Below are 12,745 nucleotides of genomic sequence, written 5' to 3'. Positions count from 1 at the left end.
CCTCCCGCCGGGCGCGCGGCTGGTACACCTCCTCAGGGCTTTCCGCAGACGGCCGAACCGCACGTTTGAGCGTTTCGGGGCCGGGCTAGGTTTCGTGGCATGGCTGTCACGCACGGCGCTCGCATCCTTGTCGCGTCCAACCGCGGCCCGGTCTCGTACGCCCTGGACGAGACGGGGGCGCTCACAGCCAGGCGCGGCGGGGGCGGGCTGGTGTCCGGCCTGTCGGCGATCGGCCCGGACGCGGAGGCGGTCTGGGTCTGCGCGGCCCTGAGCGACGGCGACCGCAAGGCCGTGCGCCGGACGGGCGGGGCGCTGGACCCGTCGGACACCGGCGGGCAGCGCGTGCGCATGCTCGACATCGACCCGGGGGTGTACGCGGACGCGTACAACGGCATCGCGAACTCGATGCTGTGGTTCGTGCACCACATGCTGTACCAGACGCCGCTGGAGCCGGTCTTCGACAGGGAGTTCCGTCGGCAGTGGGCGTCGTACGAGGCGTACAACCGCGCGTTCGCCGAGGCGCTGGCCCAGGAGGCGGCCGAGGGCGCGGCGGTCCTGATCCAGGACTACCACCTCGCCTTGGCCCCCCGGATGCTCCGCGGCCTGCGGCCCGACCTGCGGATCGGTCATTTCTCGCACACACCGTGGGCGCCGCCGGAGTACTTCCGTGTGCTGCCGGACGACATCGCGGCGCAGGTGCTCGGCGGGATCCTGGGCGCGGACCGGGCGGCTTTCCTCACTCGGCGGTGGGCGGACGCGTTCACCGACTGCTGTCACGCGGTGCTCGGCCCCGGAATCCCCTCGGGCACGCGCATCGGTGTCCACGGTCTGGGCGCGGACGCGGACTTCCTGCGGGAGCGGGCGCACCGGCCGGACGTGGACGAGCGGTTGGCCGTGCTGCGCCGGCAGATCGGCCGGGCGCCCGACGGAACGCCCCGCAAGACGATCGTGCGGGTGGACCGCACGGAGCTGTCGAAGAACATCGTGCGGGGTCTGCTGGCGTACGAGGAGCTGCTCCAGGCGCGTCCGCAGTGGCGGGAACGGGTCGTCCACGTCGCCTTCGCGTACCCGTCCCGGCAGGACCTGGCCGTCTACCGCGCGTACACCGCGGAGGTCCGGCGTGTCGCGGAGGAGATCAACGCCCGCTACGGCACGCCGGACTGGACCCCCGTGGAACTGCATGTGAAGGACGACTTCGCGCGCTCGCTGGCCGCGTACCGGCTGGCGGACGTGGCCCTGATCAACCCCATCCGGGACGGCATGAACCTGGTCGCCAAGGAGGTCCCCGTGGTCTCCGACGAGGGCTGCGCGCTGGTGCTTTCGCGAGAGGCGGGGGCGTACGAGGAGCTGGGCGACGACGCGGTCACCGTGAACCCGTACGACATCGTGGGCACGGCTCAGGCGCTGCATCAGGCCCTGTCGATGCCGGCGGGGGAGCGCGCCGAGCGAACGAAGGCGCTGGCCGCTCGGGCCACGGCGCTGCCGCCCGGCCAGTGGTTCCTGGACCAGTTGGCCGCGCTGGACGAGTGAGGGCCGTACGCGGGCGCGGGCCGGCGAGGGTTGCGCGCGCCGTTCCCCCGCGCCCCGTCGGGTCGCTCTCAGCCGAGCCTGTGCGTCAGTGACCTCAGGAGCCGTACGACCCCCGCCGGGCCGTCCACCACCAGGTCCGCCCGTCCGGCCAGTTCCGTGACCTCGTCGCTGCCGCTGCAGACGAGCAGGCCCGCGCCCCCCTCGGAGCGGAGCTTGTCGACGGCGGCGAAGGCGGCGAGGTCGCCGAGGTCGTCGCCGGCGTACATGACCGCTTCGGCGCCGGTCTCGCGGACGTACTCCAGCAGGGCCACGCCCTTGTCCACGCCCGGCGGGCGCAGTTCCAGGACCAGGCGGCCCGGTTCGACGATCAGGCCGTGGCGGGCGGCGAGGTCGGTGAGGGGTTCGCGCAGGGCCTCGAAGGCGGCCTCGGGGTCCTCGGCGCGACGGGTGTGGACGGCGAGCGCACGCCCCTTCTCCTCGATCCAGGTCCCCCGCCAGGCGCCGATCCCGTCCAGGACACCGGGCAGTTCGGCACGGACGGCGGCGACGCCGGGGGGCGGGGCGGGGGAGGTGACGGTGCCGGTGCGGGCGTCCCAGCGTTCGGCGCCGTACTGCCCGAGGACGACGAGGTGTTCGAGACCGGGTACGCCCGCGAAGCCGCCCTGGCGGACGGCGACACCGGCGGGGCGGCCGGTGATCACCACGATCGAGGCGACCTTCGGGGCGAGCGCCGCGAGGGCGGGGACCGCGTCGGGGTGGGCGCGGGCCTGGTCGGGATCGGGGACGATCGGGGCGAGCGTCCCGTCGAAGTCGAACGCGAGGACGGCCCGGCCGGGCCGTTCGAGGATGGCGTCGAGACCGTCACGCCCGGCGGGAGTCGCGGGCGTCGGCAAGGAGTCCGTGTGGCTGCCCATGGATCGACAGTAGCGGTGCGGGGCCGGGCGCACCCCGGGGGTGCGCGGCGAAGTGGTCAGCGTTCCGTGCGGCGGGACTCGCGGATGCGGCGGAGGCGGTTGACGGTGACCGGGGCGTGCGCGAGGGCCCTGGGGTCGTCGAGGAGGGCGTTGAGCAGTTGGTAGTAGCGGACGGGGGCCAGGTCGAGCTGCTCGCGGATGGCTCGCTCCTTCGCCCCCGGCCCGGAGAAGCTGCGCCCCTCCATGGCGAGGATGGCCGTTTCGCGGGGGGTGAGGTCGTCCATGGAGGAACCGTAACCGGCTGGGCCGACATGGGCCCCGGCCGGCCGCCGGGATGGTGAACGGTTCGCAATGCCGACATATGGTCTACACCACATGAGTGGACTAGACCTCTTTCGGGTCAAGGCGCCACACTGTCACCCGTGAGACATGTCATCGCCCTCGATGTGGGCGGCACCGGGATGAAGGCCGCCCTGGTGGGCGCCGGAGGCGAGCTGCTGCACCAGGCGCGCCGGGCGACCGGGCGCGAGCGCGGGCCTGACGCCGTGGTGGAGTCGATCCTCGGTTTCGCCGCCGATCTGCGCGCCTACGGCGAACGGCACCTCGGTGCTTCCGCGGCCGCCGCGGGCGTCGCCGTCCCCGGCATCGTCGACGCCGACCTCGGCATCGCCGCCTACTCGGCCAACCTCGGCTGGCGCGACGTACCGCTGCGCGCCCTGCTCAGCCGCCGTCTCGACGGCGTGCCCGTCGCGCTCGGGCACGACGTGCGCACCGGCGGGCTCGCCGAGGGCCGGATCGGCGCGGGCCGGGGGACGGACCGCTTCCTGTTCGTTCCCCTGGGCACCGGCATCGCGGGCGCCATCGGCATCGGCGGCCGGGTGGAGGCCGGGGCGCACGGCTTCGCGGGCGAGATCGGCCATGTCGTCGTACGGCCCGGCGGGCTGCCCTGTCCGTGCGGGCAGCACGGCTGTCTGGAGCGGTACGCGTCCGCGGCTGCCGTCAGCGAGGCCTGGGCCGAGGCCTCCGGCGACCTGGAGGCGGACGCGGCCGACTGCGCGAAAGCCGTGGAGTCCGGGGATCCGCGGGCCCGGAAGGTCTGGCAGGACGCCGTGGACGCCCTCGCGGACGGTCTCGTCACCGCGCTCACCCTGCTGGACCCACGCACGGTGATCATCGGCGGCGGGCTCGCCGAGGCCGGGGAGACGTTGTTCAGCCCCCTGCGCGCGGCCGTGCGGCGGCGCGTCACCTTCCAGAAGCTGCCGTCCGTCGTCCCCGCGGCCCTCGGTGACGCGGCCGGCTGCCTGGGCGCGGGACTCCTCGCCTGGGATCTCCTTGACGAAACCGCTGACTCCCCGGAGGTAACCCCCTGATGGCCGCTAGCAAGGTTCTCGCCGGTGCCCGGGTGGTACTGCCCACCGGAATCGTGGACGACGGCCGCGTCGTCGTGGAGGGCACGCGGATCGCGGAGCGCACCCATGAGAACGCTGAGATCATCGACGCGACCGGGCACTGGCTGGTCCCCGGCTTCGTCGACATCCACAACCACGGCGGCGGCGGCGCGTCGTTCTCGGGCACGGCCGACGAGGTCCTGACGGCCATCGGCACCCACCGGACGCACGGCACCACCACCCTCGTCACCTCGACCGTCACCGACGACATGGACGTCCTCGTCCGCCAGGCCGGGCTGCTGTCCGAACTGGCCGAGCAGGGCGACGTCGCCGGCATCCACTTCGAGGGGCCGTTCATCTCGCCGTGCCGCAAGGGCGCGCACTCCGAGGAACTGCTGCGCGACCCGGATCCGGCCGAGGTGCGCAAGTTGATCGACGCGGCCCGTGGCCGGGCGAAGATGGTCACGCTCGCCACCGAACTGCCCGGCGGTATCGACTCGGTGCGGCTGCTCGCCGAGCACGGCGTGATCGCGGCGATCGGGCACACGGACGCGACGTACGAGCAGACCGTGGAGGCGATCGACGCGGGCGCCACGGTCGCGACCCACCTGTTCAACGCGATGCCGCAGCTCGGCCATCGCGTCCCCGGCCCCGTCGCCGCGCTCCTGGAGGACGAGCGGGTCACGGTCGAGCTGATCAACGACGGCACGCATCTGCACCCGGCCTCGCTCCAGCTCGCGTTCCATCACGCGGGTGCGCGACGGGTCGCGTTCATCACGGACGCGATGGACGCGGCCGGCATCGGCGACGGCCGCTACATGCTCGGCCCGCTGGAGGTCGAGGTCAGTGAGGGCGTGGCACGGCTGGTGCACGGCGGCTCGATCGCGGGTTCGACGCTCACCCTGGACCGGGCGTTCCAGCGGGCCGTCACGGTCGACCGGCTTCCGGTCGAGGACGTCGTCGCCGCCATCTCCGCGGGCCCGGCGAAGCTGCTGGGCCTCTACGACCGGGTGGGCTCCCTTGAGCCCGGCAAGGACGCCGACCTGGTTTTGCTGGACGCGGAGTTCGGCCTCAAGGGCGTGATGCGCCGGGGCGAGTGGGTGGTCGATCCGCAACTGGGCTGATTTCTCCGCCTTTTGACGTGCGGCGGTTGCCCCGGGGGTCTGGGCCGACCGCCATGTCTTTTGGCATGATCGTGCCGCCCGCGCCGCGCCGGCGCCAAGCACGATCCTCATGCGAGGGAGGTCCACCGGGTGATCCTGACGGTCACGCTGAACACCGCTCTCGACATCACCTACCGCGTACGGGCACTGAGGCCGCACACCTCGCACCGGGTGACGGAGGTGACCGAACGGCCCGGCGGCAAGGGCCTGAACGTGGCCCGGGTGCTCGCCACGCTCGGCCACGAGGTGACCGCCACCGGCTTCGCGGGCGGCGCGACGGGCCGCTCCCTCAAGGACGGACTCGCCAACGCGCCCGGCATCGTGGACGCGCTGACCCCGGTCGAGGGCGCGACGAGGCGCACCATCGCGGTGGTCGACGAGACGACCGGCGACGCCACCCAGCTCAACGAGCCGGGCCCGGTGATAGCGCCCGCCGAGTGGTCGGCCTTCCTCAAGACGTACGAGGACCTGGTGCGCTCCGCCTCGGCGGTGGCCCTGTGCGGCAGTCTGCCGCCGGGGGTGCCAGTGGGGGCGTACGCCCAACTGGTGCGCACCGCACGGACGGTGGGCGTGCCCGTACTGCTCGACACGAGCGGCGAACCGTTGCGCCGCGGGGTCGCCGCCCGCCCGGACATCGTCAAGCCGAACGCCGACGAGCTGGCCGAACTCACCGGCTCCCACGAGCCGTTGCAGGCCGCTCAGGACGTCCGCCGCCGCGGGGCGCACACGGTGGTCGCCTCGCTGGGCGCTCAGGGCCTGCTCATCGTGAACACCCAGGGCCGCTGGCGCGCGGCCCCGCCGCGCCGCGTCCGAGGCAATCCGACGGGCGCGGGCGACGCGGTGGTCGCGGGCCTGCTGTCGGGCCTGGTGGAACACCTGTCCTGGCCAGGGCGCCTGTCCCGGGCGGTGGCCCTGTCCGCGGCGACCGTCGTGGCGCCCGTGGCGGGCGAGTTCGACCGCCAGACCTACGAGGAGCTGTTGGAGCGGGTGGTGGTGACGGGGGAGGCGACGGCGGCGTGACCCCCTTGGGCCGCTACTTCTTCCAGCCCTCCGCCAACCACACCTGATCGAGCTTGGCGTCGCACTGGTTCCCCTGCTCGCAGGAGATCCGGATCGTGTTGGTGCCCTTGTTGAGCTGGATCCAGTTGTACGTCTTCGTCCAGCCCTTCTCCCAGTCGCCCTCGGACGCGCCCGCCCAGTTCTTCAGCTTCATGGGAGTGGTCTGCGGCGTGCCGTTGATCGCCAGGGTGGCGTCGGCGTCGACACCCGGCACGCCGTAGTTGGCGTACAGCGTGTACTTGCCGGTCGAGGGGACGTCCACGCTCCAGGTCACGGCGGCACCGACCTGGTTGAAGCCGTCCACATAGGTCCCGCCGTCAGCCTTGGCACCCTTGATCTCGGACGACGGGCCGGCGCCGCCCTCCGGCTTCAGGTCCTTCGCGTCGGCCTTCGGGAGTTCGGCGCTTTGCGTCGGCTTCTGGGTGGCGGACTGGCTCGGCTCGGTGCTCTGGGTGGCCGTCGAGCCGGCGGACGGCCGGTTGTCGGTCTCGTCGTTCTTCGGGTCCCCGCCGATCATGGCGACGCTGATACCTATCACGACCGCGGCCACCACCGCGATCGCACCGATCAGCAGGCCCTTGGTGTTGGGGCCGCGACCGCGTCCGTTGCCGCCCGGACCCGTCGGCGCCTGCCGGGTTGGCGGCGCGCCGCCCGGCATGGTCTCGGGTGCCGCGTAGTGGGCGTTGGGCTGGCCGTACGGCTGCTGGGGCGCCTGGCCGGGGGCGGCCTGCGGCTGGCCGTACTGGCGCTGACCGACCGCGCGCACCCTGTTGACGGAGCCCGGGTAGCCGTAGCCCCCGGTGGGCGGCTGAGCGCCCTTGGCCTGACCGTCGGCATAGAGGTAGCCGAACGGGTCGTCGTCCTCGGGCGTGCTCGCGCCGTTGTCGCCGGGCGTCATCCCTTGGTCTCCTCAACAGGTGCGGGTCCAGTGGGTATATGGCTGAATGGCGAGCCTACCCGCTCCCGGAACCCCCACAGGTGTTCTCCCCATCACCCGTTCGCTGACCTGGGGTTTACCCCGCACGCCTGTGCTGTTTGGGACGAGATCGTTTCTCTATGTACATCCGTTCGTCAGCCGACTTCAGCACTTCGTCCGCCGTCATGCCGCAGTGGGCCCAGCCGATGCCGAAACTGGCACCGACCCGCATGGCGCGGCCCTCGACCCGGATCGGCTGGATGATCTCGTTCCGCAGGCGCACCGCGAGGTCCTGGGCGTCGGCCTTGCCGAGCCCGTCGGCGAGGACGACGAACTCGTCGCCGCCGAGCCGGGCGACCGTGTCCCCGTCGCGCACACCGCCGCTGAGCCGCCGGGCGACCTCGATGAGGACGGCGTCGCCCGCGTTGTGCCCGAAGCGGTCGTTGATCGACTTGAAGCCGTCCAGGTCGCAGAAGAGCACCGCGAGCCCCTTGGTGCCGTCGTCGATGTCGTCTTCCGGCGCGACGGTGTGCACATGGTGGTCGAAGGCGCCGTACGGGCCGGGACCGGTGTGGAGGTCGAAGGCGTGCGCGCCGCTTTCGTACACCGCCGGATGGTCGCCCCCGTGGCCACCACCGCCTTCGTACGCCGCCGGATGGCCGGCCGTGTGGCCCCCGTAGGCGGCGTCCACGGAGTCGGCCGCGCTCGGTGGCAGGGCGTGCGGGCGCTGGCAGATGCGGGCGGACAGGCGGGAGCGCAGCTCGGCGGAGTTGGGCAGACCGGTGAGGGAGTCGTGGGAGGCGCGGTGGGCGAGCTGCAGCTCGCGGCGTTTGCGTTCCTCGATGTCCTCTACGTGGGTGAGCAGGAAGCGGGGCCCGTCGGCGGCGTCGGCGACGACGGAGTTGCGCAGGGACACCCATACGTAGGTGCCGTCCCGGCGTCCCAGCCTCAGCTCGGCCCGGCCGCCCTCGCCGGAGGTGCGCAGCAGGGTGCCGATGTCCTCGGGGTGGACGAGGTCGGAGAACGAGTAGCGGCGCAGGGCGGAGGCGGGACGGCCAAGGAGCCGGCAGAGCGCGTCGTTGGTCCGCAGGATCCGCCCGTGCTGGTCGCCGCCCATTTCGGCGATGGCCATGCCGGAGGGGGCGTACTCGAAGGCCTGCCGGAAGGACTCCTCGCTGGCGCGCAGGGCCTGCTGCTCCCGCTCCAGCCGGACCAGGGCCCGCTGCATGTTGGCTCGCAGGCGGGCGTTGCTGATGGCGATGGCGGCCTGGAAGGCGTACATCTGGAGCGCCTCGCGCCCCCAGGCTCCGGGCCGCCGCCCGTTGCGCGGGCGGTCCACGGAGATGACCCCGATGAGTTCACCGGTGGCGCCGCCAGGGCCGGTCGGCGTGTACATGGGGGCGAAGAGACGGTCGGAAGGGTGCCACTCGTCCTCGAAGCGGGGCCCGGGGCCGTCGGTGAACCACTGCGGCACGTCGTCCTCGTCCAGGACCCAGCCCTCGGTGTGCGATATGAACCGCAGGTCTCCCCAGGCCTCGCCCATGCTCAGCCGGCGCTCCCAGGAGGCGCGGGAGCCGACGCGGCCGGTGATCAGCGCCTCGGCGGCGGCGTCGCCGGCGAACGCGGCCACGACGAGGTCGCCGTCACCGCGTACGAGGTTGACGGCCGCGAGTTCGTAGCCGAGGCCGCTCACGACGCCGTCGGCGACGGTCTGCAGCGTGTCCGCCAGGCTGCGGGCGGTGTTCATGTCCGCCATCACTCGATGCAGCTGCCGCAGGGTCGTCAGCCGGACGTACGGCTCGGATTCGGCCTCCACTCGCCCTCCCCTCGAGGTCTCGCAGCAACTCCGGGGACGCGTCGGCGTTCTGCGGTTCTCTCGGTCTGCCTCGGCTCACTACTCCGCGTACTGGTAGGCAGCGTCACTGCAGCGTCCCAGCCACTGAATCACAGTGCGCTCCTCACTAGGTACACAGGGTCAACAAATAACGACACCTGTGACTCAAGTCACAACACTGTGTGGGCGCTTGAGCGGGGATTCCCACAGCTCCCGCGTGCTTCCCGAACGCGCACCGAGACCTGGGGGGACCGCACCAACTGGCCTCCACCTCGGACGAGTTGGGCTTCCGGCGTTGACATGACCTGCCCCGGGCTCCGCCGCTGGTCCTAGGTCGTGGTTCGGCCCACGGCCCGATGTGGCGACCCGGGGACGGCGACTAGCGTTCTTGCGTGCTGAAGACTCCGTCCGCCCCCACCATCCCCGCCGTCCCGTCCACCTCCGGGCATCCTGAGGGGGTGAGCAACGAGGAGTTCCGCGCCGCCATGTCCCGGCTGGCCGCGGGCGTGGTCCTGGTGACCGCACAGGAGCCCGCGCTGGCGCCGGACGGGCCGCGCGGCGAGGACGTCGGCATGACGGCGACCGCCTTCGTGTCGGTGTCCCTGGACCCGCCCCTGGTCCTGGTCAGCCTGCGCGAGGGCTCCCGGATGGACGATCTGCTCGCCGAGCAGCCGACGTGGGCCGTCTCCGTCCTCTCGGAGAGCCAGCGCCACATCGCCGGCCGCTTCGCGATGAAGGGCCGCATCAGCGACCGGCTCCTGTTCGAGGACATCCCGTACGTCCGGGGCGAGACCAGCGGCGCGCTCCTGGTCGGCGGCGCCCTGGCGACCCTGGAGTGCCGCACGGAACAGCGTGTGCCCGCAGGCGACCACACGCTGGTCATCGGCCGGGTCCTCACGGCCCGGGTACCGAGCGTGGACGGCGGCCCCCTGATGTACTTCCGGGGTCGGTACCGGCACCTCGGCTGAAGCCCGGCATGAGCAGAAATTCCGTGGCCCGCCGTGATCGTCCTGCCTACTCTGCCCGGATGACAACGACAGCCAAGACGGCAACGACGACCGCGCCTCGTCTCGAAGAAGTCACGCCCCAGAACTTCGACGCCGCGGTCGGCATAAAGGTCCGCCCGGACCAGGAATTCGCGGTCTCCCCCGTCATGCAGTCACTGGCCGAGGCGTACGTCCACCCCGAAGGCGTCGCCTGGCCGCGCCTGATCGTCGACGACGGACGCCCGGTGGGCTTCCTCATGGCCTTCTTCGACATCGACTGGCACCGCGACGGCACGCTCTTCCGCTCCGGCCTGTGGCGGCTGAACATCGCGGCGGACGAGCAGGGCAAGGGGTACGGCCGGTTCGCCGTCGAATCCGTGGCCGCCGAGATCCGTCGCCGGGGCGGCGAGCACATGTACGTCACCTGGCACACCGGGCCGAACGGTCCGGAGAACTTCTACCTCGGGCTCGGCTTCCGGACGACCGGTGAGACGAGCGAAGGCGAGACCGTGGGCGTGCTGGCCCTGCGCTGAGGCCTCTCGGCAAGCCCTATCTCCAGTCCCGCCCTGCCCGCCCCCGCTTGGTCTCCGAACGCTGCTTCTTCTCGCGCAGCCTGCGTTCGTTGATGCCGCGGGGAATGCGGGTCGCCCGGCGGGGCCTGGGCGGCGGGGCCGTCGCCTCCGCGAGCAGGGAGGCGAGGCGTACGGCGGCGGCCTCGCGGTTGCGCCATTGTGAACGGTGCTCGGAGGCGCGCACGCTGACGACTCCGTCCACGAGCCGCCCCGACAGTCGCTCGAGGGCCCGTTCCTTCCACACCGGGGGCAGCGCCTCGGTCCTGGCCAGGTCGAAACGCAACTCCACCTGTGTGTCACTGGTGTTGACGTGCTGTCCGCCGGGCCCCGACGACCGCGAGAAACGCCACATGAGCTCGGCCTCGGGGAGCGAGACGGAGCCGCGGATTCTGTGTTTACCGGGGGGTGCTCCCCCGGACCCCCGAGAAGGACCGGACATGCCTCCATGGTCGCGCGTCTGTCCGATCCCCGTCACCCCGTTTTCGGCGGATCCGGCAAACGGGTAAAGAACGTAAAGAAGCACGGAACCTTGGGGACCCTCCTTGGCGTTCCTACCGATAGCGGTAGCTTCGTGACCGTACGAAGTCCGCATACAGCGCACCGCGCGCGACTGAAGGAAGGGACTCCCAACAATGGCTGTAAGCCTGTCCAAGGGTGGCAACGTCTCGCTCACCAAGGAGGCTCCGGGCCTGACCGCCGTCACCGTGGGCCTCGGCTGGGACGTCCGCACCACCACAGGCACGGACTTCGACCTCGACGCGTCCGCGATCGCGGTCAACCCCCAGGGCAAGGTCTACTCGGACCAGCACTTCGTCTTCTTCAACAACAAGCAGACCCCGGACAACACGATCGTCCACACCGGTGACAACCGCACGGGTGAAGGCGACGGCGACGACGAGGCGATCAACGTCAACCTGGCGGGGCTCCCGGCCGACGTCGACAAGGTCGTCTTCCCGGTCTCCATCTACGACGCCGAGAACCGGTCGCAGAACTTCGGCCAGGTGCGCAACGCGTACATCCGCATCCTCAACCAGGCCGGCGGCCAGGAGATCGCCCGCTACGACCTGTCGGAGGACGCGGCCACGGAGACGGCCATGGTCTTCGGTGAGCTGTACCGCAACGGCGCCGAGTGGAAGTTCCGCGCGGTCGGCCAGGGTTACGCGTCGGGCCTGGTCGGCATCGCCCAGGACTTCGGCGTCAACGTCTGACGGCTGTCAGCACGAAAGCCCCCCGGGTTCGGCTTCGTCGAATCCGGGGAGCTTTCTCGCATTCGTCAGCCGAGCGGGCATGCCAGTTCGGGGTGATGCCGATTCGGGCAGCACACCAGGCTGAGCGACTGACTGTGAGACCCCGCCGCTTCACCCGACCGAGGGCGAAGTCGTCCAGCTCGGCCACGGTGAACCGCAGCTCATTGCCGGTGCCCTCGGGCCCGTGACAGGACGTAATACGGTGGCAGTGGCTCCCGAGCTCCTGCTTGGATGCTCGGCGTGACGTCTGTGGATCTTGTTGATCGCCGTGAGCTGCTGGACCGACTTGAGCAGTACTACGACGCGGTTCCCCGCTCCGGCGCCCGGGTCGAAGACTTCGGGCCGCTGACCCTGTTCATACGAGAGGGGCAGGACTGGCCCTTCTACGCACGTCCGACCCCGGAGTGGTCCGGAGCGGTGAGTGCCGCCGATGTGAACCGGGTCCGCGCGCGGCAGCGGGAACTGGGCATCCCGGAGAGTTTCGAGTGGGTCGCCGAGACCGCGCCTGCGCTGCGGGCCGCGGTCGAGCAGGCAGGGCTTGCGGTGCACGAGCACCCCTTGATGGTGCTCGGCCCGGACCTACCGACTCCCGCCGTGCCCGAGGTGGCCGACGGTGTGGTGTTCCGGACCGTCGGGCCGGACGATCCCGTGCTGCCGAGCGCACTGGTCGTTCCTGACCTGGCTTTCGCTGAGCCGGGCACCGGTGGCGGCGTAGTCGGCCTGGCGGAACTGGGCGAGGCGGTGCGCGGCCGTGCCGGTGACGGATCGGTGGAACGCGTGGCTGCACGCATCCTGGCCGGCCTGACGTGCGTTGCCGCCGCGGTGGAGGGCAGCACGGCGCTGTGCGCCGGTCAGCACCAGCCGGTCGGAGCCGTCACCGAGATCGTAGGGGTGGGAACTCTGCCGACCGCGCGACGTCGGGGTCTTGCGCATGCGGTCACCGCAGTGCTGGTGGCCGACGCCCGGTCGCGAGGCGTCGAGACCATCTTCTTGTCCGCGGGCGACGATGACGTCGCCCGGATCTATGCCCGGCTCGGCTTCCGCACTGTGGCCACGGCACTGATCGCCGAGCCGGTCGAGTAGCCACTGGTACGCGACCGAGCGGTCACCTGCTACCAGCAGGCAGACTGCCGGCC

13 protein-coding genes are annotated in these 12,745 nt (G+C 71.6%); 8 read left to right on the top strand and 5 right to left on the bottom strand.

Annotation, left to right across the window (positions count from 1 at the left end; translation table 11 throughout):
• The first annotated feature begins 99 nt into the window (after positions 1-99).
• On the top strand, positions 100-1,530 hold the full coding sequence (locus tag ACWDEX_RS13415; RefSeq protein WP_450463404.1) for an alpha,alpha-trehalose-phosphate synthase (UDP-forming): 1,431 nt from the start codon (positions 100-102) through the stop codon (positions 1,528-1,530).
• A gap of 68 nt (positions 1,531-1,598) precedes the next feature.
• Here ACWDEX_RS13415 and otsB read toward each other — a convergent pair whose 3' ends face one another.
• Positions 1,599-2,444, bottom strand: coding sequence for a trehalose-phosphatase (gene otsB, locus ACWDEX_RS13410; RefSeq protein ID WP_450463403.1), 846 nt, complete (start codon positions 2,442-2,444; stop codon positions 1,599-1,601).
• Positions 2,445-2,500: 56 nt separating this feature from the next.
• The gene (locus tag ACWDEX_RS13405; protein WP_450463402.1) at positions 2,501-2,728 is read right to left on the bottom strand and encodes a DUF3263 domain-containing protein; all 228 of its coding nucleotides are present in this window, start codon (positions 2,726-2,728) and stop codon (positions 2,501-2,503) included.
• Between the two features lie 138 nt (positions 2,729-2,866).
• Between ACWDEX_RS13405 and ACWDEX_RS13400 the strand changes: the two genes are divergently transcribed.
• From ACWDEX_RS13400 to ACWDEX_RS13390, 3 genes are all read left to right on the top strand, one after another.
• A complete protein-coding gene (locus tag ACWDEX_RS13400) occupies positions 2,867-3,814 on the top strand; it encodes an ROK family protein (RefSeq protein ID WP_450463401.1) in 948 nt (315 codons plus the stop codon).
• The gene (gene nagA / locus ACWDEX_RS13395; protein WP_450463400.1) at positions 3,814-4,956 is read left to right on the top strand and encodes an N-acetylglucosamine-6-phosphate deacetylase; all 1,143 of its coding nucleotides are present in this window, start codon (positions 3,814-3,816) and stop codon (positions 4,954-4,956) included. The genes ACWDEX_RS13400 and nagA overlap by 1 nt, the downstream gene beginning before the upstream one ends.
• Before the next feature lie 129 nt (positions 4,957-5,085).
• Positions 5,086-6,015 (top strand): 1-phosphofructokinase family hexose kinase, encoded by a 930-nt coding sequence (locus ACWDEX_RS13390; RefSeq protein ID WP_450463399.1) that lies wholly within the window; start codon positions 5,086-5,088, stop codon positions 6,013-6,015.
• Between the two features lie 13 nt (positions 6,016-6,028).
• Here the strand turns inward: ACWDEX_RS13390 and ACWDEX_RS13385 are convergent, their stop codons facing one another.
• Together ACWDEX_RS13385 and cdgB are read right to left on the bottom strand one after the other, a co-directional pair.
• Complete coding sequence (locus ACWDEX_RS13385; RefSeq protein ID WP_450463398.1) at positions 6,029-6,952, bottom strand: CBM35 domain-containing protein; 924 nt, start codon at positions 6,950-6,952, stop codon at positions 6,029-6,031.
• A 115-nt stretch (positions 6,953-7,067) separates the two neighbouring features.
• The gene (gene cdgB / locus ACWDEX_RS13380) at positions 7,068-8,786 is read right to left on the bottom strand and encodes a diguanylate cyclase CdgB (RefSeq protein ID WP_450463397.1); all 1,719 of its coding nucleotides are present in this window, start codon (positions 8,784-8,786) and stop codon (positions 7,068-7,070) included.
• 410 nt (positions 8,787-9,196) lie between these two features.
• Here cdgB and ACWDEX_RS13375 point away from each other — a divergent pair, with 410 nt between their 5' ends.
• Both ACWDEX_RS13375 and ACWDEX_RS13370 read left to right on the top strand, forming a co-directional pair.
• Positions 9,197-9,772: a flavin reductase family protein gene (locus ACWDEX_RS13375; protein ID WP_450463396.1), complete on the top strand. Its 576-nt coding sequence runs from the start codon at positions 9,197-9,199 to the stop codon at positions 9,770-9,772.
• A 59-nt stretch (positions 9,773-9,831) separates the two neighbouring features.
• A complete protein-coding gene (locus ACWDEX_RS13370; protein WP_450463395.1) occupies positions 9,832-10,323 on the top strand; it encodes a GNAT family N-acetyltransferase in 492 nt (163 codons plus the stop codon).
• A 16-nt stretch (positions 10,324-10,339) separates the two neighbouring features.
• Here ACWDEX_RS13370 and arfB read toward each other — a convergent pair whose 3' ends face one another.
• The gene (gene arfB / locus ACWDEX_RS13365) at positions 10,340-10,801 is read right to left on the bottom strand and encodes an alternative ribosome rescue aminoacyl-tRNA hydrolase ArfB (RefSeq protein ID WP_450463394.1); all 462 of its coding nucleotides are present in this window, start codon (positions 10,799-10,801) and stop codon (positions 10,340-10,342) included.
• A gap of 193 nt (positions 10,802-10,994) precedes the next feature.
• Here arfB and ACWDEX_RS13360 point away from each other — a divergent pair, with 193 nt between their 5' ends.
• Together ACWDEX_RS13360 and ACWDEX_RS13355 are read left to right on the top strand one after the other, a co-directional pair.
• Positions 10,995-11,570, top strand: coding sequence for a TerD family protein (locus ACWDEX_RS13360; RefSeq protein WP_450463393.1), 576 nt, complete (start codon positions 10,995-10,997; stop codon positions 11,568-11,570).
• 279 nt (positions 11,571-11,849) lie between these two features.
• Entirely contained in the window at positions 11,850-12,692 is an 843-nt protein-coding gene (locus ACWDEX_RS13355) for a GNAT family N-acetyltransferase (RefSeq protein ID WP_450463392.1), read from the top strand.
• Positions 12,693-12,745: the final 53 nt, after the last annotated feature.

This window comes from Streptomyces sp. NPDC001020 (assembly GCF_053599115.1).
The sequence above is the reverse complement of the archived record's forward strand: the minus strand, read 5'-3'. Positions and strand labels throughout refer to the sequence as shown.